18 protein-coding genes are annotated in these 21,301 nt (G+C 64.0%); 8 read left to right on the plus strand and 10 right to left on the minus strand.

Annotated elements, in window-relative coordinates; genetic code table 11:
* Positions 1-2: 2 nt before the first annotated feature.
* Genes ACN2XU_RS13090 through ACN2XU_RS13100 form a run of 3 tightly spaced genes read right to left on the minus strand, consistent with a single transcriptional unit; the run spans position 3 to position 4,005 of the window.
* Positions 3-2,339 (minus strand): glycosyltransferase family 2 protein, encoded by a 2,337-nt coding sequence (locus ACN2XU_RS13090; protein WP_419410890.1) that lies wholly within the window; start codon positions 2,337-2,339, stop codon positions 3-5.
* Entirely contained in the window at positions 2,339-2,977 is a 639-nt protein-coding gene (locus ACN2XU_RS13095) for a hypothetical protein (protein ID WP_419410891.1), read from the minus strand. Before ACN2XU_RS13095 ends, ACN2XU_RS13090 begins: the two co-directional genes overlap by 1 nt.
* Positions 2,974-4,005 (minus strand): glycosyltransferase family 2 protein, encoded by a 1,032-nt coding sequence (locus ACN2XU_RS13100; protein ID WP_419410892.1) that lies wholly within the window; start codon positions 4,003-4,005, stop codon positions 2,974-2,976. The genes ACN2XU_RS13095 and ACN2XU_RS13100 overlap by 4 nt, the downstream gene beginning before the upstream one ends.
* Before the next feature lie 211 nt (positions 4,006-4,216).
* On the opposite strand from ACN2XU_RS13100, the gene ACN2XU_RS13105 reads away from it, so the two are divergent.
* The 3 genes from ACN2XU_RS13105 to ACN2XU_RS13115 all read left to right on the plus strand — a co-directional run bounded on the left by ACN2XU_RS13105 (position 4,217) and on the right by ACN2XU_RS13115 (position 8,373).
* Positions 4,217-5,128, plus strand: a complete 912-nt coding sequence (locus tag ACN2XU_RS13105) for an AAA family ATPase (RefSeq protein WP_419410893.1) — start codon at positions 4,217-4,219, stop codon at positions 5,126-5,128.
* 71 nt (positions 5,129-5,199) lie between these two features.
* A complete protein-coding gene (locus ACN2XU_RS13110; RefSeq protein ID WP_419410894.1) occupies positions 5,200-6,450 on the plus strand; it encodes a vWA domain-containing protein in 1,251 nt (416 codons plus the stop codon).
* 123 nt (positions 6,451-6,573) lie between these two features.
* The gene (locus tag ACN2XU_RS13115) at positions 6,574-8,373 is read left to right on the plus strand and encodes an OmpA family protein (protein WP_419410895.1); all 1,800 of its coding nucleotides are present in this window, start codon (positions 6,574-6,576) and stop codon (positions 8,371-8,373) included.
* A 185-nt stretch (positions 8,374-8,558) separates the two neighbouring features.
* Here the strand turns inward: ACN2XU_RS13115 and ACN2XU_RS13120 are convergent, their stop codons facing one another.
* Together ACN2XU_RS13120 and ACN2XU_RS13125 are read right to left on the minus strand one after the other, a co-directional pair.
* Entirely contained in the window at positions 8,559-9,239 is a 681-nt protein-coding gene (locus tag ACN2XU_RS13120) for a VPLPA-CTERM sorting domain-containing protein (RefSeq protein WP_419410896.1), read from the minus strand.
* Positions 9,240-9,386: 147 nt separating this feature from the next.
* A complete protein-coding gene (locus tag ACN2XU_RS13125; RefSeq protein ID WP_419410897.1) occupies positions 9,387-10,997 on the minus strand; it encodes a peptide chain release factor 3 in 1,611 nt (536 codons plus the stop codon).
* Positions 10,998-11,175: 178 nt separating this feature from the next.
* Between ACN2XU_RS13125 and ACN2XU_RS13130 the strand changes: the two genes are divergently transcribed.
* Both ACN2XU_RS13130 and ACN2XU_RS13135 read left to right on the plus strand, forming a co-directional pair.
* A complete protein-coding gene (locus ACN2XU_RS13130; RefSeq protein WP_419410898.1) occupies positions 11,176-11,763 on the plus strand; it encodes a hypothetical protein in 588 nt (195 codons plus the stop codon).
* A 321-nt stretch (positions 11,764-12,084) separates the two neighbouring features.
* Positions 12,085-12,954 carry an ATP-grasp domain-containing protein gene (locus tag ACN2XU_RS13135; protein WP_419410899.1) on the plus strand — a complete coding sequence of 290 codons (870 nt, stop codon included), beginning with the start codon at positions 12,085-12,087 and terminating at the stop codon, positions 12,952-12,954.
* Here ACN2XU_RS13135 and ACN2XU_RS13140 read toward each other — a convergent pair.
* On the minus strand, positions 12,921-14,000 hold the full coding sequence (locus ACN2XU_RS13140; RefSeq protein ID WP_419410900.1) for a transglutaminase-like domain-containing protein: 1,080 nt from the start codon (positions 13,998-14,000) through the stop codon (positions 12,921-12,923). The genes ACN2XU_RS13135 and ACN2XU_RS13140 overlap by 34 nt on opposite strands.
* 146 nt (positions 14,001-14,146) lie before the next feature.
* Between ACN2XU_RS13140 and ACN2XU_RS13145 the strand changes: the two genes are divergently transcribed.
* Entirely contained in the window at positions 14,147-14,401 is a 255-nt protein-coding gene (locus ACN2XU_RS13145) for a DUF7218 family protein (protein ID WP_419410901.1), read from the plus strand.
* A 5-nt stretch (positions 14,402-14,406) separates the two neighbouring features.
* Here ACN2XU_RS13145 and ACN2XU_RS13150 read toward each other — a convergent pair whose 3' ends face one another.
* Positions 14,407-15,420, minus strand: a complete 1,014-nt coding sequence (locus tag ACN2XU_RS13150; RefSeq protein WP_419410902.1) for a Hint domain-containing protein — start codon at positions 15,418-15,420, stop codon at positions 14,407-14,409.
* 171 nt (positions 15,421-15,591) lie between these two features.
* On the opposite strand from ACN2XU_RS13150, the gene ACN2XU_RS13155 reads away from it, so the two are divergent.
* Positions 15,592-16,371, plus strand: a complete 780-nt coding sequence (locus tag ACN2XU_RS13155; protein ID WP_419410903.1) for an SDR family oxidoreductase — start codon at positions 15,592-15,594, stop codon at positions 16,369-16,371.
* Between the two features lies 1 nt (position 16,372).
* Positions 16,373-17,515, plus strand: a complete 1,143-nt coding sequence (locus tag ACN2XU_RS13160; protein WP_419410904.1) for a YhaZ family DNA alkylation repair protein — start codon at positions 16,373-16,375, stop codon at positions 17,513-17,515.
* Positions 17,516-17,647: 132 nt separating this feature from the next.
* Here the strand turns inward: ACN2XU_RS13160 and ACN2XU_RS13165 are convergent, their stop codons facing one another.
* The 3 genes from ACN2XU_RS13165 to purL form a co-directional block, all read right to left on the minus strand.
* Positions 17,648-18,334: a M48 family metallopeptidase gene (locus ACN2XU_RS13165; RefSeq protein WP_419410905.1), complete on the minus strand. Its 687-nt coding sequence runs from the start codon at positions 18,332-18,334 to the stop codon at positions 17,648-17,650.
* A gap of 45 nt (positions 18,335-18,379) precedes the next feature.
* Positions 18,380-18,865 carry a DUF6653 family protein gene (locus ACN2XU_RS13170; protein ID WP_419410906.1) on the minus strand — a complete coding sequence of 162 codons (486 nt, stop codon included), beginning with the start codon at positions 18,863-18,865 and terminating at the stop codon, positions 18,380-18,382.
* A gap of 149 nt (positions 18,866-19,014) precedes the next feature.
* Complete coding sequence (gene purL, locus ACN2XU_RS13175) at positions 19,015-21,174, minus strand: phosphoribosylformylglycinamidine synthase subunit PurL (protein ID WP_419410907.1); 2,160 nt, start codon at positions 21,172-21,174, stop codon at positions 19,015-19,017.
* Between the last annotated feature and the right edge of the window lie 127 nt (positions 21,175-21,301).

Raw genomic sequence — 21,301 nt, forward strand, 5'->3', positions numbered from 1 at the left:
GCTCAGCTCTCCATATCGAGCGACAGCGCATAGGCGACCCGCTCGGTTTCGGTCAGACGCAGCGCCATCGCCTGCGCATAGAGGTCGGCAAATTCCGGCATGGCGTGCAATTCGGCGGCCTTGGCCCGGTGCCAGTCAAAACCTGCGTCGTGCAGACGCGCCACCTCCGGATCGGCCATCAACCGGGCCATTTCGGCGCGCACACGGGGAATGTTGCGCTTGATCGTCACGTCGCGTGCCCCGGACCAGTCCATGCGGACCCAGTAATTCAGCCCGATGGCGCGATCGACATGAAGCGCCCGGCCGCGCTGCCGTTTGATCAGGAAACTCTCGGCGCTGCGCAGGGCATAATGGTTGAGTTGCAGCAGGTCATAGCCAATGGAGCGCTTGGAGCTGCGCCAGCCGTTTCGGATCGCCTCCGCCGTCATGTCCTCGCCGCTGCCATTGACCCATTTCACTTGGCTTTCCATGCCTTTGGTCAGCTTGTTCGGGCGATGGCACGACAGCTTTTGATAAGCGCCGATGTTGCGGAACATCGTCTTGAAGCCCCAGACCGTATGCGGCTTGGGGCAATAGGCCGGGGCGCAGGTGTCGAATTGGTCGATCACCAGATCGTCGCGGAGCGCCGTCACGCCGTTGTGGCCAAACAGCCGCCATGTCATGGCAATATTGGTGGCGTCCGGAACCCGTTCGAAAAACGCATCCAGCGTGCCATCGCCACAGCGCACATTGATGAATTCGTCCACGTCGATATGGATCAGCCAGTCGGCATTCTGCACCAACGGCTCTTGCTGTGCGGCGTCGAGCGCGAATTGCTGCGGAGATTTGCCGGTCCACTGCGCGTTATCGCGATGCTCAAGGAAGCCAAGAGCCTGAAGCCGGTCCAGCAACGCGTCGGTGCCGTCCTCGCAATCGTTGGTGTAGATGATGAACTGATCGACGCCGATGGCGCGGTGATAGGCGATCCACTCAAGGATATAAGGCGCCTCGTTCTTCATGCAGCCGACGATCACGCGTCCGCTCGATCCCTGCGGCGCTGCGCGTGGCACCTCGGGGAACGCAGCGGCAAGCTGTTCTTCATCGACGGAGCCGAGCCGATTGTGCGGGGCGAACACAGAGCGGCTGATATGGGCATAGGCCTGCTTTGCACGAGGCGGCAGCAGGCTGCGGGCGGCGGGGCTGAGCTGATCGTCGATCTTGCCCAGAGCGTCGGCGTCGGGCGTGGCCTCCGCGCGGGCCTCCTTGTCGCCTTGCTTGATCCGCCATTCCCAGGCCGCCAGATATTGCGTCGCGCGAAAACCGGATTGCGGATCGGCCTCTTGATAGGGGGCAGCCGGCGCGTCCGGCTGCATCTGGGCCATGACGAGCCCGGGGTGCTCCTTGCTCAGAGCCTGAATATCCGCAGCGAAGCGCGCGGAGACGGCGGCGAGGCTGCCGGGGGTCACGGCGGGGCCATGCTGCTTCAATTCGCTCATGAACTTGCGCCAGAGCGGGCGCGGGACGATCAGGTCGCGCCTTGCGATCAACTGCTGCAACACATCGTTGAACATCCGGCATCGGGTCAGCCACGCGGCGGCGGGCAGGGACGGGACCGGCTCGGCCTCCGCCTTGCCGATGCGCGGCGCGATCTCAAAGCTTTCGCGGATTTCCTCGGTACCGCGCTCGGAGTACAGTCGCGCGATGTCGAGGCTGCGAAATCGAACCGATCCTTCGCCGAAAATCGCCTCCCATGCGGTCTGCAACCCCTTGAAATCAAGCCAGAAGGCCGGACCCTGCACCTCCGGAAACAGCGCCGCATCCGGGTCCGGATCAGGCTGTGCCGCCAGCGCCGCGGCGCGAAAATCCGGCGCTCCGAGCAGATCCAGCTCCTGTTCAAGCCCGCTGCCGCGCCCGTCGAAAACCTGTCCGGCATAGCGCCGCAGCAGCATCCGCGCCGGATCATCGAGATGGGCAAGAACGGTGATCTCGGTTGAAAACTCGGACAAAAGCTCGCGCAGCCGCGTCAATTCGGATTGCGTCACCAGACCGGTGCCAAGCTGATGACAGGAGAGCACCATCGCCTCCGCTTCGCTGCCCGCCACCTCGCCGCGCAGCCCGCGCAGCACATCCTCGCGCAGCGCGTCCTGCCGTTCCGGATCGGCAAAACCACGATTGAAGCGCAGCGTGTCGACGCGCTCCGGATCGCTGACCGCCATGAACAGCCGGGTGTGGTTGCGCCCGCCGGGTGTGCGTGGATAGAGCACGCCCTTTCGGGCAAGTTGTCCGCGCTTGCCATCCATGATGCGCTGCATGCGGTCGGTCAACGGACCGTCGGGGCCGATGTGCAGGACTATCCGCATCAGCCCGCGCCCTCCGCCGGATTGTCCGCATTCACATTGGCGCGGCCCCACCACGGCAGTTCAAGCCCGGTATGGGCGGCCAGCCGCTCCCGCGCATCCTCTGCCGCGACCGGAAGTTCGAGATAGCGCGGATCATCGCCAAAAATGTCCCGCAGCATGGCGTAATGCCCCTCGATCCAGCGAATGCGCTCCGCATCCGTCTCGCCATAGCCGCGCGGCAGGCCAGGCAGGGCACCGGAGGGCAGCCGATCCTTTCCGAGGTTGTTCCAGCGCCGCATGCTGTCCGAAAGCTCCGCCGCAGGCCGCCATGTGGCGACGAACAGCATTTCGGGCCGAGCCATCCGCATCGCCTTGATCATCGGATAATCGCATTGCGGCCAGAGCGAGACATCCGCCTTCAAAACGCTGATTTCCGTCAGCGCATCATAAAGATCGAGGAATTCAAACGGATTGCCAGAGTTGAAATATCCGTTGTAGAGCTGCCGCGCGATGAAGGTCCCGCCAAGCCCATGTTTGCGCGAATGGATGCGGCGCACCTTGTGATCGGCGGCGCGCCAGCCGCCTTGTGTCAAAGCCTCGGCCAGCGTGGTGGTGCCGGACTTCGGCAGCCCGAGGTTGACCAGTTTGACCCGCCTCATCCCTCCAATTCCAATTCGTCGATCAGCGCCTGCTCCGCTGGCGGATACGTTGGCAAGGCGCGCAAATGCGCGTACATGGCCGCATAGTCCGGGTTTGCCATCAGGGCGTCCCGTCTGGCAATATGCGCGTCAACGCAGGCCCGATGCAAGGCGCTGATCTCCGGATCGTCCAGCAATTCATCCATCGCCGCGCGCAGCGCAGGCCTATAGCGCCCGATGCTCCGATCCTCCCAGGCGGGATCATTGCGCTCGCGCCAATAGACGTCGTCGAAATCGCGGTTCTCCCGGTTCACATCCCCCCGATCATTCTTGACCAGATAACTGTCGAGCGAGCGCAAGGCGTAGTGGTTCAGCGTCGCGAACCGCCGGGCGCCATGGGCAGGAAACTTGCGGATGCGGCGCGGCGTCGCGGCAGTCAGGAACTTCGGCGGCACAGGGCGCCCGGACCCATCGCGCCAGTCGGGCCAGCGCGCGCGGGGCAGATCATTGCGAAAAAACGGACGATGCGCGCCGTAGTATTGCAGCGGGAAATCGGCCCGGACGAGCGATTTGACCTCGATCGCACTCTGATCGCACCACAGGTCGGGATTGTGGCTGCGGGTGAACTGCTCGATCACCGGCCGGTCGGCAAAAGCCTCGACCCAGCAATTGGCAAAGAACTGGAAGGTCACGCTGATCGCCTGCGGATCGCCACAGGCCGCGATCAGTGCCGGAATGGTGTGATCGCCGACATGGATATTGAGAAACTCGTCCACATCCGCGATCCAGACCCAATCCGCCGACTTCACCAAGGGCTGCCGCGCCGCATCCTTCAGCGCCTCCATCTGGTAGTTGCGCCCCTCGGCGGGGTTGGGCAGGTGCCGCACACCGCCGCGCGCCGCCAGAGCGTCCAGCAGTGCATCCGTCCCGTCCGTGCAGTCGTTTGAATAAAAGAGAAAATCCGTCACGCCCAGCAGACGGTTGAAGGCGATCCACTCCAACAGGAACGGGCCTTCGTTCTTGACACAGGTCACGGCGGTTATGCGCATGGCGGCACTCCCGCGTCTGAAAAGGACATTCTGCTCGTCCGGACACATGATTTGGCTGCGGGGTGATCCCCGGCTGATTATTGCCACCAAACATCGCACCAAGGGGTCTACGCGTCAATAATAGCGCGCCTTGTTCAATGGCGACTGCGACCTTGGCGCTATTGACCGCCACGCGCAGGCCGGGCACTCCGTAACGGCAAGGAGGCCCAAGATGCAGCAAATTCCCCAATCGATTGACGAGGTTCAGAGCACCCTGAGCGAGACCGGCTATGTCTGCGGGCGGGCGCTGGCCACGGTTGTGTTCCTGTCGCTGAAGCTGGGCCGTCCCCTGTTTCTCGAAGGCGAAGCGGGCGTCGGCAAGACCGAGATCGCCAAGGCTCTGGCCAAATGCCTCGGTCGGCGTCTGATCCGGCTACAGTGTTACGAAGGGCTGGATGCCTCCTCGGCTGTCTACGAATGGAACTTCCCGGCGCAGATGATCGCCATCCGCACCGCAGAGGCGCAGGGAAGTGCCGACCGCGACATCCTCAACCATGAACTCTTCGGGCCGGACTTCCTGATCGAGCGGCCGCTGCTGCAGGCCATGCGGCCGGATGCAAATGGTGCGCCGATCCTCCTCATCGACGAGCTCGACCGCACCGACGAGCCCTTCGAAGCCTTCCTGCTGGAGGCCCTGAGCGACTTTCAGGTGACGATCCCGGAGATCGGCACCATCGAAGCGCCGGAGCCGCCCATCGTCATTCTCACATCGAACCGCACACGCGAGGTGCACGACGCCCTCAAACGCCGCTGCCTCTACCACTGGGTCGATTATCCGCAGTTCGACCGGGAGGTGGAAATCCTCAACGCCCGCGCCCCCGAAGTGGCCGAGAACCTCAGCCGCGAGATCGTCGCCTTCGTCCAATCCCTGCGCACCGAGGACATTTTCAAGAAACCGGGCGTCGCCGAAACCATCGACTGGGCCAAATGCCTTCTGGCGCTTGACGTTGTAAACCTCTCGCCGGAGGTCATCAGCGACACGCTCGGCGCGATCCTGAAATATCAGGACGACATTCAGAAGATCCAGGGCGGCGAAGCGAAGCGCATTCTCGACGAGGTCAAGAAGTCTCTGGATGCAGCCTGATGTTTCTCGTCTGCGCAAATATCCCGGGGAGCGCCACAGGCGCGGGGCAGAGCCCCAAAATGGCCTGAACCATGGCTGAATACATCCCCATAGACATTCCCGAGCACCCGCGGCTCGCGCAGAACATCATTCATTTCGCCCGCGCGCTGCGCCGGGCCGGGCTTCCGGTTGGTCCTGGCAGGGTGATCGACGCGGTGCGCGCGGTCGAAGCGGCGGGCTTCACCGACCGCATGGATTTCTACTGGACGCTGCATGCCTGCTTCGTGAACCGCCCCGAGCACCGGGTGGTCTTTGCCCAGATCTTCCGCCTTTACTGGCGCGATCCGCGTTACCTCGAACACATGATGAGCATGATGCTGCCTGCGGTGCGCGGGGTTCAGGAGGAAAAGCTGGCCGCCGCAGCCGAGAAACGCGCGGCCCAGGCGCTTTTGGGCGATCACATGCCCGAGGTGCCGGCTGCCGAGGAGCAGGAACAGGGTGAGCAGATCGAGATCGACGCCTCACAGACCATGTCCGCCGAAGAAAAGCTGCGCACGCTCGATTTCGAACAGATGTCCACCGAGGAAATCGCCCAGGCGAAGCGCATGATTGCGCGGCTGACGCTGCCGGTGAAACCGATCAAGTCGCGCCGCTCCATGGCCGCGCCGCGCGGCGCGCGTCTGGATTACCGGCGCACGCTGCGCGATGCGCTGCGCCGGGGCGGTGAGTTGCAGGCGATCCGGCGGGCCAAGCCGCGTCCGCGCTGGCCCAACCTCGTTGTGCTGTGCGACATTTCCGGCTCGATGAGCCAGTACAGCCGCATGGTGCTGCATTTCCTGCATGCGGTGGCCAATGAAAAGGGCGCGGGCTGGGCAAAAGTGCACGCCTTCACCTTCGGCACGCAGCTCACCAACATCACCCGCCATCTCGCCACCCGCGACGTCGATGCGGCGTTGAAGGCTGCAGGCGCGGAAGCGCAGGATTGGGCGGGCGGCACGCGCATCGGACAGTGTCTGCATCAATTCAATCGCGACTGGTCGCGCCGGGTCATGGGGCAGGGCGCGGTGGTCTTGCTCATCACCGACGGGCTGGACCGCGACGACGCCGGGGCGCTGGAGAAGGAAATGGAGCGGTTGCACCTGTCCGCCCGTCGCCTGATATGGCTGAATCCGCTGCTGCGGTGGGATGGGTTTGCGCCAAAGGCGACCGGCATTCGTGCGATGCTGCCGCACGTACACAGCTTTCGCGCGGGCCACTCGATCGCTTCTCTGGAAGACCTCGCGGAGGCCATTTCGCGGCCCGATGACATGGGCGAGAAAGCCCGCCTGATGCAGCTGCTCTAGGCGGTTCCTCGCCTGAGGATCGGCGGTATGGCGCCGGGGCAGGGCACGCCCATGCAACCGGACCGCGCCGTGATGCGTTTCTTCCTCAAGCCCCTCCTGCGGGCATCGAAAAGAGGAAACGCTATGAAACAAACGCTGCTTGCAACCGCATCCGCCGTCGCCCTGGTCCTGTCCGGTGCCGCACCGGCGCAGGCCCAGAGTGCCCAGCCCGGCGGTCTTCTGGATTCTCTGACCAGCCTCGACCAGATGAGCGATGAGCAATTGGATCAGCTGGTTCGTCTTTGCGAAGAAAAGGGTCAGCTGCCGGGACAGTTGAGCTGCGACGCCGTCACCGATGCAATGAGCACGCGCGGCGCTGCCCAGTCCGGGCAGGCCGAGGCCGCCCAATCGCCTGAAACGCCTGCTGCCGATCCTTCCGCTGAAACCGCTTCGGAAAACCCACCGACCCCGGAGGCACCGGTTGCAGAGGCCCCGGCCGAGCAGACCGAGCCGGAAACGCCGGTTGCAGAGGCTCCCGCTGAGCAGCCTGAACCGGAAACCCCTGCGGCTGAGGCTCCGACTGCCGAGGTCGAGCCTGAAACACCCGTCGTCGATGCTCCGGCTGCAGAGGTTGAGCCGGAAGCGCCCGTTGCCGAGGCTCCGGCTGACCCCGCACCGGAGGCACCCGCCGTCACGGAGTCCGTGAGACCGCCGGTCAAGGAGCCCGCCGAGAGCGCGGCAGACACAGCCGCACCCGCACCGGATCAGTCCATTGCCGATGCGCCTGACGCGGTGCAGCCGAACACGACCCCGGAGGATGTCGAGGCGATTGTGCGCGAATTGAGCGGACAGGAGCAGGCCGATGCCGTATCCCGCGATTCCGATCGTCCAGCGGCCGCGGCGGCCTCGGGTGATGGCGCTTCGGATGCGGCCGAGCCTGAGATGACCGAGGAGCAGGTGAGCGAGGACGACGTGCGCCGCTCGACCGAGGATTTCGTCACCAATGTTCTGACAGGCAAGCTCACCCCCGAAGCGGGCGAACGTGATGATGACAGCGGCAATGATACCGCGCGCACCATTGCCGGTGCTGCGCTGCTTGGACTCGGAGCGGCGGCTCTGGCGGATATTCTGAACGATGGGGACCGCGTCGTGTCCAACAGCGGCGACCGGGTGGTCGTCGAGAGCGATGGGCAACTGCGGGTTCTGCGTAACGACGATGCGCTGCTGCGCCGTCCGGGCGCCGATGTGCAGACCTATCGCTATGACGATGGCTCCACGCGCAATGTCGTGACCTATGAGGACGGCACCGTGGTCGAAACCATCCGCGCCGCTGATGGCCGGGTGCTGCGCCGTGCGAGAACGCTGGCCGATGGCACGGAGGTCGTGCTGTTCGACGACACCCTCGAAAGCGAACAGGTTGTGGTGAACGAGCTGCCGCAGGTGGGTGAGCGCAATACCGTCAACTTCCGCGAGGTCGCAGCCGACGAACTGGCTGCCGCGCTTGCCGCGCAGGAGCCCGAAACTGTCGGTCGCCGTTTCTCACTGAACCAGGTTCGGAACATCGACGCGGTGCGTCGTCTTGTGCCGGAAATCAGTGTTGATACGATCAATTTCCAGACCAATTCCGCCGCGATCCGGGCCGAGGAAGCCGAGGAACTGGCCGAGCTCGGCAATGCCATGCGCCGGTTGATCGAGCGCAACCCCGGTGAGGTATTCCTGGTCGAGGGCCACACGGATGCGGTCGGCCAATACAGCTACAACCTTGCCCTGTCGGATCGGCGGGCGGAGAGCGTGGCACTGGCCTTGACGGAGTATTTCCAGGTTCCGCCGGAAAACATGGTCCTGCAGGGCTATGGCGAGACCGATCTGCTCGTCGAGACAGAGGATGCGGAACGGGTGAACCGCCGCGCGGCGGTACGCCGGATCACGCCCTTGCTGAACTGAGTTCCAACGGCCTTCTGCCGTCTTCGTGAAAAGGGAATGACCGGCGCCCGTCCTGTGGCGCCGGTTTTTCCGTGTCCCTGCGTTTGGGAGCGCGCGGCGTGGCGCATGACCATCGCGCGCCACAATCCCGTGCAAGCTGAAAACGGCCGCCCGATTGGGGCGGCCGTTGCGGTTTTGCATTTGGCTCAGGCTTTGCGGCGGCGGGCGGCGGCGAGGCCGCCAAGACCGACGATGAGCATCCAGCCTGCGGCGGGCAGGGGCACCTCGGGTGCAGCGGCGGCGCCTGCGGTGAAATAGCCGACCCCGGTATTGCTCTCGAAAGCGCCGATGATGCTCGATGCCGTGGCTATGCCCTGGAAACCGAAGAAGTTGGCAATTGACCCGCCGGACCCGAGCGAGCCGTCTTCGGCATAGAAATAGTTGAAGACGGTGTCCGTGCCTGCCACCGACGCGAAACTGCCGAATACCTCTTGAAAGGTTGCCTCTCCGTAGCTGGTCTCGACGGTTTCCGTGGCCCAATTCGCAGCGGTGATTGCCATCGTGTTGTAGCAGATCTGGCTATAGTCCGGGTTGGTGGTCGCGTTCGCGCAGGATCCGCCGAACCCACCATTCAGAGTCGGAATGGTGTCGATGTTGGACACACCAAAGCCTAGCAAGTCTGCACGTCCGGCGCCGGTGATGCCGTTGCTGACATTGTAGGTGCCGGTGGAACCCACGACGCTTTCAGCGACGTTTACGCTGCCGCCGACCCCGACCAGGGTGTTGCCCGCCGCGTCAAAGGCGGTGATTGTGGCCGCAGAAGACGCACCCGCCATGAAAACGGCAGTGGTGGCAGCTGTCGTAATTGCCCAGTATTTCAAAGTCATGAATAGCTCCTGTAAAAGTTAATTCCGGAAGACTACACAATCTTGACGCGTTTGGGAATGCGGACTTTCTCTCTATCTGATCCGGACCGTGCACCCGGTGGGATTTGACCGCGCCTCGCCTGTCCAATCCCGAAACAAGCGGTTTGCCTATTGCAGCATCTCTTTGGTCGCCGTCAGGGTCACATCCGGATAATCCCGTTCGATCCGGTCGATGTCCCATTGCAGTCGCGTCAGGTAAACCACGTCGCCGTCATGGTCATAGCTGATGTGCTGTTTGTTGGCGTTGATAAATTTGTCCACGGCCAGTTTGTCGCCATTGACCCAGCGCGCGGAGGTGAACTGCGAGGCGTCAAAGCGCACCGGCAGGCCATATTCCAGCTCGATCCGGCTGCCCAGCACTTCGAATTGCAGCGCTCCGACGACGCCGACGATGAAGCCGGAGCCGATCATCGGTTTGAAGACCTTGGCCGCGCCTTCCTCGGCGAATTGCATCAGCGCCTTTTCAAGGTGCTTGGCCTTCATCGGGTCCCCTGCGCGGACCGTTTGCAGCAGTTCCGGCGCGAAGGAGGGGATGCCCGTGGCCTTCAGCGCTTCGCCCTCGGTCAGCGTGTCGCCAATGCGCAGCTGGCCGTGGTTGGGGATGCCGATGATGTCACCGGCCCAGGCCTCTTCGGCCAGTTCGCGGTCGGAGGCGAGGAAGAGCACCGGGTTGGAGATCGCCATGGGCTTTTTCGTGCGCACATGGGTCAGCTTCATGCCGCGTTTGAAATGCCCGGAGGCAAGGCGCACAAAGGCGACGCGGTCGCGGTGCTTGGGGTCCATATTGGCCTGCACCTTGAAGACGAAGCCCGCGACCTTGGTTTCCTCGGGTGCGATTTCGCGTGGGCTGGCCTTCTGCGGCTGCGGCTCGGGGCCATAGGTGCCGATGCCCTTCATCAGCTCCTGCACGCCAAAGCTGTTGATCGCGGAGCCAAACCAGATCGGCGTCATGTGCCCTTCGAGCACCGATTGCGGATCGAGCGTGGGCAACAGTTCGCGGGCCATTTCGACCTCTTCGCGCAGCTGCTCCAGCATCGCCGCCGGGATGTGATCGGCAAGGCGCGGATCATCCAGACCGTCAAGCTTGATCGATTCCGCCACCACGTTGCGGTCGGCCCGGTCCATCAGTTCGAGCCGGTCGTTCAGCATGTCATAGGTGCCGAGGAAATCACGGCCCATGCCGATCGGCCAGGATGCCGGGGTCACGTCGATGGCGAGGTTTTCCTGAATCTCGTCGATGATCTCGAAGGTGTCGCGAGCCTCGCGGTCCATCTTGTTGCAGAAGGTCAGGATCGGCAGATCGCGCAGGCGGCAAACCTCGAAAAGCTTCTGGGTCTGGCTTTCCACGCCTTTCGCGCCGTCGATCACCATCACCGCCGCGTCCACCGCCGTCAGGGTGCGGTAGGTGTCTTCGGAGAAGTCCGAGTGGCCGGGGGTGTCGACGAGGTTGAAGCGGAAATCCTTGTCGCCGGTCTTGAAATCGAACGACATGGCGGAGGCAGATACAGAAATGCCCCGGTCCTTCTCCATTTGCATGAAGTCCGAGCGCGTGCGCCGCGCCTCGCCCTTGGCACGCACCTGTCCGGCCATCTGGATGGCACCCCCATAAAGGAGGAACTTTTCCGTCAGCGTGGTCTTGCCGGCGTCCGGGTGCGAGATGATCGCAAAAGTCCGGCGGCGGGCGATTTCGGCGGGAAGGGCGGGACGGTTGTCAAGCATGGCGCTCCCGTTACAGCGAAACGAAGAAGGGGGCAATGTGTCTCGGCGGCATCGTTGATCAGCGGGCGCGGAAGACGCGGGAAAACGGTCTCAATTGTATGGACAGGAAGGGCGGTTTTTTGCAGCATGGCTGACAACACAGACATATCGGATAAGCATTTGAAGGAGTTTTCCAATTATGGCCAAGGTGGTTCGCGCCAAACAGGATTTCGACGTCGACAAACGGGATGATCGCATCACGGTGACCTATCATTCGGTCAACAGGTTGCGTTTTACCCTCATGACCATGGCTTTGTTCGTTCTGTTCTTCGCCGCCGCTATCAGCGGCGTTATGGCGCTTATTTCCGGTCTCGACAGTGGGCGTGATGCTGAGGAAGTCTTTCAAGTGACCATTACGGTTTTCGTTATTTCGATTGTTGCTTCGTGGTTGGCCTATCGCTGGGGGAACAAGAAGCTGCCCCGAAGGATCGTTGTCGATCGTGATGGCGTGACCAAGGATAACAAAACCTACATCTTCGGCGATATCGACGATATTGGCTGGCAATTCGGAAACGAAGGGACGACCCTGATCACAAGCCAGGCGCAGGCCGCCGGGATGGACATGCAACGGACGATATCCGGCATTGTGTATCTGACCTACGGAAACAAGAAGGTCACGCTCTTGTCCGGCCTTGGCGAGCGCGAGACGGAACGCGCCTTCGAAGTCTTGCGGGGAGCAATGAACGACATGGGCGCCAGTTTCGGCGAAACAAAGACGACGGCCTGAGGTTTGCGCTGCCAAGAGCGGCATGAAACCGAATGAGGCTTGGACGGGCATGCCGGAGTTCGGGTGGTGGCGCGGCTCCGACCCAAGGCCGCCGCCGCGGGATTGAAAACTGCGCCGGGGGATGCCCTCGCAGCGGGGTTGACGATGCGGCAACCTGTGGTTCCGGCGCATCTGCTGCGGACAAAGCGGCGCGGGCTACTGTACTTTTCGATGTATTACAGCGTTAACTTCTGCCCGATTGCCCGCAACACGGGGTACCGGAGGCCAACTTCGGACCTGTAACGCGTCGCGGCCACGTGAGGCAGAGTAGAGGAGTATCCCATGATGATCGGGCGCGCCCGGGATCGCATCGCGGTTCTGTTCGGATCAAGATTGCCGTGGAAAGCCGGCATCGAAGCGGCGCTTGCGGGCAGCCGGTTCATCCCCACCATGGCCGACTTGAGTACGGTCGATCCACGCGACGCGGATCTGGTGGTTCCGCTGACGTTTGCGGATCATGATGTGCTCCGGGTTCTCGGACCAGACGCGGTGACGGCGCTTTTGCCCGACCTTGCCGCGCGCGATCTGTGCCGCGACAAGCTGGCTTTGAACCAATGGCTGGAGAATATGGGCTATGGCTATCTGGTGCCGCGGCTGCACACGTCCTTGCCGAAACAGGCGTCGGACTATCCGCTGCTGTGCAAGGTGCGTTGCGGTGAATGGGGGCAGGGGATCAGTGTTCTGAGCTGTCCCGACGACGCGCAGGGCTTCGATCCCCGGCATATGTTCCTGCAGAGCATCGTCTCCACCGGCGTCGAATGGGCGGCGCATCTGAGCTTTCACGAGGGGCGGCTGATCCATGCGCTTTCGGTGCGATACGAGATGGGCCGGGCCGGGCTGATCAAGGGACATGCGCACCAACCGCTCACCAGCGTGGCACACCAGCAGACGCCGTATCTGGCGCTGTGGCTGGAGATCGCCGAACGGATGGGCCTGCGGAACGGAACTGTCTGTATCGACTTTGCCGAGGCAGACGGTTGCCCGGTGCTCTACGAGATCAATCCCAGGGTCGGGGCGACGTTGGTGATGGACTTGCCGCGCTACCTTGAGGCCTGCCTCACGGCACTGGCGCGCGAGAGGCCGTCGCCGCGTCTGGTTGCGGCGACGGACCGGTTCGATCAGGCCGTGGTTTCTTCGACCGCAATCGCATAGGCGAAGCTGTCCGCGTCAAGCTCGTCGCGGCGGATGCCGTCGACCTCGGCTTGCGGGTACATCAGGAACGGCACGGGCGTGGGGTCCGCGCTGCCCGGCAGGTGCACGTCATGGGCTGTGCTCAGCGCGATCCAGTTGCCCTCAGCGTGGCCAAAGAGGCCCGCGCGGGCGTCCTGCACACGCGGATCCGTGAGGCCCGCCTCGGGCGCTTCTTGCAAGATCACCTTGCGCACATCGGCAGGGTCGACCGGGGTCCAGCCGCTTTGCGGCAGGAAGACCTCGGCGCGGCAGTGCTGGGCCTTGGTGACATCGGCCGATCCGGCGCCGAGACTCTTGTAGCCGAAGGCGGAGGGCGCGACGCGCAGGCCATAGAGATCGCGCGCGGGCAGGCCGGCGGCCCGGGCGAGGCCGACATAAAGCGCGTTCAGATCGGCGCATTTCCCGGTCAGATCGCCCATGTGCAGCATCGAGGCGATATCGCCAAGGCCGCAGCCGCGGGTCTCCGGGTTGCGCTCGGTCTGCTCGACCACCCAGTCATAGATGCGGATGGCTTTTTCGCGCTCGGAGGTGGCCCCGGCGACGATGTCCTGCGCGGTTTCCAGCACGATGCCGTCCGTGGGGATCAGGCGCGTCGGGGCGGTGTGCTGGGCGAATTCGGCATCCGAGAGCGTGGCGGGCGCGGCCTGCTCCGGGCTGCGATCGCGGGTGCGCACGGTGGAAATCACGGTCAGCTCGGCCGGTTCATCCCCGGCGTTCCAGCGGGCGTGCATCAGCGCATAGCCCTCTTCCGGGTTCTGAACGATTTCGAGCGCGTCCATATTGCCGCTCGCGCGGTTGTCCTGCGGCAGGGTCCATTGGGCATCGCTATGCGCGGGCAGCGGAATCCAGGCCTGCGCGGTCTTGCCGTTTCGGGGCAGGGTGACGCGGGTGGTCAGCGTGTAGCTGCGCCATGTCTGAGAGGCGGGCTGATAGGCGGCACTGAGCAGGCTCGGCGCAAAGGAGAAGGCGGCGGTGGTGGCAAGAAAGGCGCGGCGGTCGAGTGTCATGGACAGGGTATCCTGTAAGAAATGCTGCGGGATTTTCCGAAGCTTTATGCAACCGGGCGATTGAGTGCAAGGTGGTGGAACCGGCGTCGAGTGCGCGGGTTGATCCGGTGAAGTGCGGTTTCGCACGGCAGTCAAGGAGAGTTCAGATGGCCAATCCGTCGATCAAGGATGAAGAGACCTACGAGGCGCTGCGCGACAAGGGCATGTCCAAGGAAAAGGCGGCCCGGATCAGCAATGCCCAAGCCAACGATGAGATATCGCCGTCACGCAAGGGCGGCAAGGCAGACCCGTATGAGGACTGGACCAAGGCCGACCTCTACGCGCGGGCACAGGAGATCGGCATCGAGGGGCGCTCGGACATGGACAAGGACGCTCTGATCAAGGCGCTGCGGGAGCATTGAGCCCCTCAGCCTTCTGAGGATTTCCTCAGGCGTTCGGCGATGTCGGGCCGGGCGAGCAAATGTTCGCCAATCTCGAAGTCGGAAATGTCGGTGCGGCGGTGTCCCGGGATCAGCGTTGCCAGATCGTCGTGCAGCGCGTCCGGCAGCACACCGGAGGTGCGGTCGTTGACAAGCATGCTCTCGGCGGCGATGCCCTCGGCGTAGATGATCTGATGATCGTCGAAGAGCATCTGGTAGTAGTCGACAAACCCTCCCTCGACGCAGGTGATCGAGGTACCATTGACGAGATGTCGCGCCCGCACGAGCACCTCCGAACGGCCCGCGCCCAGAGTGTCGCGGCGCTGGTAGATGAACAGGCGGAAATCCGGCGAGACGATCAGGTCACGTGTGTTGTTGAGTGTTCCGGCGGCAATGCGGATGGGCGCGAGCGCCCCGATGGCGCGGACGGTCTGATGCCCGATCCAGCGGATTTCCTGCACGCCCGCGTCGCGCGTCAGCACCCGGTCGCCGGCCTTGATGTCTTCGACCGGTTTTTGCGCGCCGGTGGCCATGGTGATCGCGGTGCCCCTGGCAAAGGAGACGCAGGCGATCTGGGCAAAGCGTTGCAGGGCGCCGTCCTGATCCGCGCGCACCAGGACGTAATCGGTCCTGGCATTCATCGGCGCGAGCGGGTGGGCGAAGACCTGCGCGACATTGCCCTCGGCATCGGTTTCGACCAGCACGAGGCATTCGGTGGTGCTGCCATCGCCGCTCATGAAGGTCAGGCAGCAATCGAGATGCAGATCGGCACCGGGGGTGCCGCTCTCGCTGTGCCCGGCGATGGTGAAGGGCGAGCGCGCAAGACGCGACAGGGCCAGCGGCGCGGGATTGGCCAGCGGCGAGAGGCGGTAGATGTCCTCCATCACCAGCTCATCCGCAAAGCTCAGAGGATCGCCGAGGTTGGCGCCATTGATCACGCGCAGATGCTCACCGCGCAGCACGGTCAGGCTCTGGCTGGGACGAAAGGCGGGGTCACTCATGCTTGGCACCGGATCGGACGGGATGCCCGGAAATTCAATGGAACACCCCATTGTGTATAGGGGGAATGTGTCATCATATGGCCCCGTATTCGGCCATTTACCGACGCTGGGCGCAAGCGGTTTGCGCGTGGCATCAGGCATTTGGAGGCAAGATAAATCAGGGAGAGATCCATGGATCTGGGAATTCGCGGTAAACGGGCGCTCGTGTGTGCATCGAGCAAGGGTCTGGGGCGCGGCTGTGCCGAGGCTCTGGCCGAGGCTGGTGTCGATCTGGTGATGAACGCGCGCGGCGCCGACGCGCTTGAGGCCACGGCGCAGGAGATTCGCGACCGCTTCGGAGTGAACGTGACGACCGTGGCGGCGGATATCGTCAGCGAAGAGGGGCGCGCGCGGGTGCTGGAGGCGGCCGGCGATGTGGACATCCTCGTGACCAATGCGGGCGGGCCGCCGCCGGGCATGTGGTCCGACTGGCAGCGCGAGGATTTCCTCAAGGCGCTGGATGGCAACATGCTCACGCCCATCGCGCTGATGAGCACGTTGATGCCGAAGATGATCGACAAGGGCTGGGGCCGGGTGGTCAACATCACCTCGCAATCGGTCAAGGCGCCGATCGCGGTTCTGGGCCTGTCGAACGCGGCGCGCACGGGCCTCACGGGCTATGTGGCGGGCACCGCGCGTCAGGTCGCTCCGCACGGCGTGATCGTGAACAACCTGCTGCCGGGCATTCATGCCACGGACCGCGCCGTTTCGCTCGACACCGGTGTGTCCGAGAGCCAGGGCATTTCGATGGACGAGGCCAAGGCTCAGCGCGCGGCAACGATCCCGGCGCGGCGTTATGGGACGCCGGAAGAATTCGGCCAGATGTGCGCCTACCTGTGCTCGCAGCACGCAGGCTTTATCGTCGGGCAGAACATCCTGCTCGACGGCGGCGCGACACTCGCCACCATCTGACGTGGCGCGCGGACCGGACGGCAAGGGCGGCGGCGCGGGGTTTTCGCTGGCCGGTCAGCTGTTCAATGAGGGCAGCCTGACGGATCTGGCGACAGAGTTCTCCGTGCTGCCGGGATTTGACGCAGAGGCGTTTCTGGCGGTCTGCGTGCCCGGTCTGGCCGGGCGCGGACTGCTGGAGCGGCTCGACTGGATTGCCGATTGCCTTGAGCCACAGCTGCCTGCAGGGTTCGGGGCCATGGCTGAAGTGCTGGAGGCCGCCATGCCCCCGGCGCTCGATCCGTCCCTGAACGACAATGACTTCGGGCGATTCATCCATGCGGTGCCCGGCGTGCTTGCGGTGCGCCACGGGATGGCGGCGCCACAGCGCGCGCTCGATCTGCTGCATGCCGCAACCCGGCGCTTTTCGATGGAGTTTTATATCCGTCCGTTCCTCAACGCCTGGCCGGAGCAGACGCTGCGGCGGCTGGATGGTTGGGCGGAGGATGACAACTACCACGTGCGGCGGCTGGTCAGCGAAGGCACACGCCCCAAGCTGCCCTGGGCGCGGAACATCACGCTCGACCCCGGTGTGCCGCTGCGGTTTCTCGACCGGCTCCACGCGGATGACACGCGCTACGTGACACGCTCGGTGGCCAATCACATGAACGATCTGTCAAAGATCATGCCGGACCGGGTGGTGAGCCATCTATCGGCATGGCGGGCGGAGGGCCGGCAGGCGCCAAAGGAAATGGACTGGCTCACCCGCCACGCCCTGCGCACGGCCGTCAAGCGTGGGGAACGCCGGGCGCTCGATCTGCTCGGCTTCACGCCCGCTCCGGTCGAAGCGGCGCTGAGCATCACAACCCCTGAGCCGCAGATCGGCACGGCGCTGGAATTCTCGGTGACGCTGCGGTCGGACGTCGCGCGGCCGGTGCTGGTCGATTACCGCCTGCGCTTTCATCGCCCGAAGGGCACGGCGGAGAAGGTCTTCAAACTCAAGACGGCCACCCTGCAGGCAGGCAAGCCTCTGACCCTGAGCAAACGCCATGGTCTGAAGGGCGACGCGACGACCTTCCGCCTCTACCCGGGGCCGCATGCGGTGATCGTGCAGGTCAACGGACAGGACGTGGCCGAAGCCGCCTTTGACGTCCGCGCAGCGGCATAAACACAGGCGCTGCGCGTGCCCCGTCTTTGGTCTTCAAATACCTCGGGGGTCCGGGGGCAGAGCCCCCGCAGCCGCGCGCGAAGCGCGCGGCGGTCGTCGCGCGTCAGCGCGGCGAAACCCGTCCGGAGCGTTTCAGGCCTTGGCCCATTTCGCTTCCAGCTTTTCCAGCGCGGCGATGCGTTCCTCGGTTTTGGGGTGCGACATGAGCCAGGCCGGGACCGCGCCGCCGCGCGCGTTGGTCAGCGTTTCGAGTTTGCGGAACAGCGATTTCTGAGGCTCCACGCCGATCCCCGATTTTACCAACAGGGCAGCAGCATATTCATCCGCCTCGTATTCGTCCGAGCGCGACAGCCGGGCGGCCAGCAGGGAAGTGAGGGCATTGGCGATATAGACGCCGATCCCGGGCAAAAAGCGCGACAGGATCATCGCCATTGCTGTGCGCAGGGCGTTCTGGCCGGAGAAGTCGATCATCCGGCGGCGCGAGTGTCCCAACGCCACGTGGCCCAGTTCGTGGGCGATGACGCTGGCCATTTCTTCAGCGGTCACTTCACCCGCGCGGTAGCGGCCGTAGAAGCCGCGCGTGATGAAGATGCGCCCGTCCGGCGCGGCGAGGCCGTTGACCGGTTCAATCTCGTAGATGTTCACGCGGATGCGCGGCAGATCGAGCGCGGCGGCCATGCGGTCGGTCAGGTCCTTGAGTTTGGCATCCGCCAGTTCGGTGGATTTCGCGTCAAGCTCCTTGCCGGTGCGCCACGCCGAGAAGTGGTACATGACGAAGGCATAGCCGATGGCGAGCAGGATGGGTGTGAACTTCAGCATGCTGTGAATATGGGTCTTCGGGGCGGCCAAGGAAAGGGCTTGCAGTCACTCTGCCGTGTCCTTCCGGATCCAGACCATGCGGTCGAGCAGCCAGAGTTTGCCCAACATGGCGACCGCCAGTCCCGCAAGGGTAAGCGCCGGGCTGAGAAAGATCAGCCCGAGCATCAGGACCAGCGCGCCGGCGCCGGTCAGCGCGGTGAGGGTGTGGATCACCGGGCGGTGGTGGGCGAGGGCGGGGTTGCCACTTTGGGCGATCCATGTGCGCTCGCCCAGCACCCCCTGGCTCATCCAGTTGTCGGTGTTTTGCGGCATGGCAAACAGGCGCGGGTTGAGCCATGTCCACAGCAGAACCAGCGTCAGCGGGACAAGCGCGTACCAGCCTAGCCAGATCCGCGACCATGCGGCGAGCGCGAGCAGGGGCAGGATGCTCAGCCGGGACCATCCACTCCAAGGGTTGGTGTGGCGCTGCCATGTGGCGTCGCTCATGCGAAGCAGGGATTCGGTGCGCGCGAAGGCGGATTTTCCGGACATGGCACTCTCAGCGGTGGTCCATTCGTACAGCAACCTACGGGCTTTGCACCGGTCCGGGAAGGGGCCGCGTGGCGCCACGTGCTGCGCGGCAGGCACGAAAAAACCCGCAGGGCGCTTTGGCCTGCGGGTTTTCCTCCGTCTGGAACGGCTCAGCCGAAGGTCTTGCCAAAGGCCTCGCGGTGGATCGCGGAAAGCTCTGACAGCGGCGCTTCGCTGCTGCCGTACTTAACGATCTCGCCGGTGAATTTGCCCACGGTCGTGATCGGCACACCGGCCGATCCGGCGGCGGTCATCAGCGCCTCCGCCTGGTCGAAGTTGCAGGCGATGAGATAGCGGGCCTGATCCTCGCCAAAGAGGGTCGGGGTGTCCCCGCTATCGAGGTGCACGCCGACGCCGGAGGCTGCGGCCATCTCGAAGGCGGCCAGCGCGAGGCCACCATCGCTGAGGTCGGTGCAGCATTTGATGTGGTCCCGGTTGGCGCGGATGAAATCCCCTGCGGCTTTCTCGGCGGCAAGGTCCACATGCGGCGCGTCACCCTCTTCGCGGCCAAAGACCTCGGCGAGCAGCGCAGATTGTCCAAGGTGCCCGCCAGTGTCCCCGACCAGCAGCGCTACATGACCGTCGCGGGCATAGCCCAGGATCGGCTCTTCGTCCGCCGCGATCAGGCCCACGGCGCCAATCGTGGGGGTCGGCAGGATACCGACGCCATCGGTTTCGTTATAAAGCGAGACGTTACCCGAAACGATCGGCATGTCGAGCGCGAGGCAGGCCTGTCCGATGCCATCCAGCGCGCCGACGAACTGGCCCATGATGGCCGGTTTCTCGGGGTTGCCGAAATTCAGGTTGTCGGTGGTCGCCAGCGGCAGCGCGCCGACGGCGGTGAGGTTGCGATAGGCTTCGGCCACCGCCTGCTTGCCGCCTTCGACCGGGTTCGCCTTGACGTAGCGGGGTGTGACGTCGGAGGTGAAGGCGAGCTTCTTGTCGGTGCCCGCAACGCGGATCACGCCCGCGCCAAAGCCCGGAATGCGCACGGTGTCGGCCATGACCTGGCTGTCGTATTGCTCGTAGACCCATGCCCGCGAGCAGTAATTCGGCGCGCAGAGCAGCGCCTTCAGCCCGTCGATGGGATCAATCTGCGGCACGTCGCCAAGCGGCGCGGCCTCGGGCGTCGGCTCCCACGGGCGGTCGTATTCGGGGGCGGAAGAGGACAGGCGCGAGAGCGGCATGTCCGCCTTGACCTCGCCATTGTGCACGATCAGGAAACGGTCCTCGTCGATGGTTTCGCCGACGATGGCGAAATCGAGGTCCCATTTGTCAAAGACGGCCTTGGCCTCGGCTTCCTTGGCCGGGTCCAGAACCATGAGCATCCGCTCCTGGCTCTCGGAGAGCATCATCTCGTAGGCGGTCATGCCGGTTTCGCGCTGCGGCACCTTTTCGAGGTCGAGGCGGATGCCAAGCTTGCCCTTGTCGCCCATTTCCACCGCAGAGCAGGTCAGGCCCGCCGCGCCCATGTCCTGAATGGAGATCACCGCGCCGGTCTGCATCAGCTCCAGCGTTGCCTCCATCAGGCGCTTTTCGGTGAAGGGATCGCCGACCTGAACGGTGGGGCGTTTCTCTTCGATGGTTTCATCGAACTCTGCGGAGGCCATGGTCGCGCCGCCGACGCCGTCGCGGCCGGTTTTCGCGCCGAGGTAGACCACGGGACGACCGACGCCGCTGGCCGCCGAGTAGAAGATCTTGTCCGTATCCGCGAGGCCCGCCGCGAAGGCATTGACCAGGCAGTTGCCGTTGTAGGCCGGATGGAAGCGCACTTCGCCGCCCACGGTCGGTACGCCGAAGCAGTTGCCGTAACCGCCGACACCCTCGACCACGCCATGAACCAGCTGCCGGGTCTTGGGGTGATCCTTTTCACCGAAGGAGAGCGAGTTCATCGCCGCGATCGGCCGGGCGCCCATGGTGAACACGTCGCGCAGGATGCCGCCGACGCCGGTGGCCGCGCCCTGATAGGGTTCGATATAAGAGGGGTGATTGTGGCTTTCCATCTTGAACACCACCGCCTGACCGTCGCCGATGTCGACCACACCGGCGTTTTCGCCGGGGCCGCAGATAACCTGCGGGCCGGTAGTGGGCAGGTTCTTCAGATGGATTTTCGAAGACTTGTAGGAGCAATGCTCGTTCCACATGGCCGAAAAGATGCCCAATTCGGTGAATGTGGGTTCGCGGTTCATGATACGCAGGATTTCGGCATATTCATCGGGCTTGATCCCGTGCGCTTCGATCAGCTCTTCGGTGATGGCAGGTTCTTGCATGTGGTCCCCCAAAATCGTCCCACGAGTGGCGTCCGGCGCTCTTTACGACAAGGCAAGGCGATGGGGAAGGGTTTGAGGTGCGAAAAGGCTGCGCAGCATTGACCGGGTGTGGGAATTCGGGCTGTGA

Source organism: Pacificoceanicola niger, assembly GCF_048553275.1.
Classification (GTDB): Bacteria; Pseudomonadota; Alphaproteobacteria; order Rhodobacterales; family Rhodobacteraceae; genus Pacificoceanicola.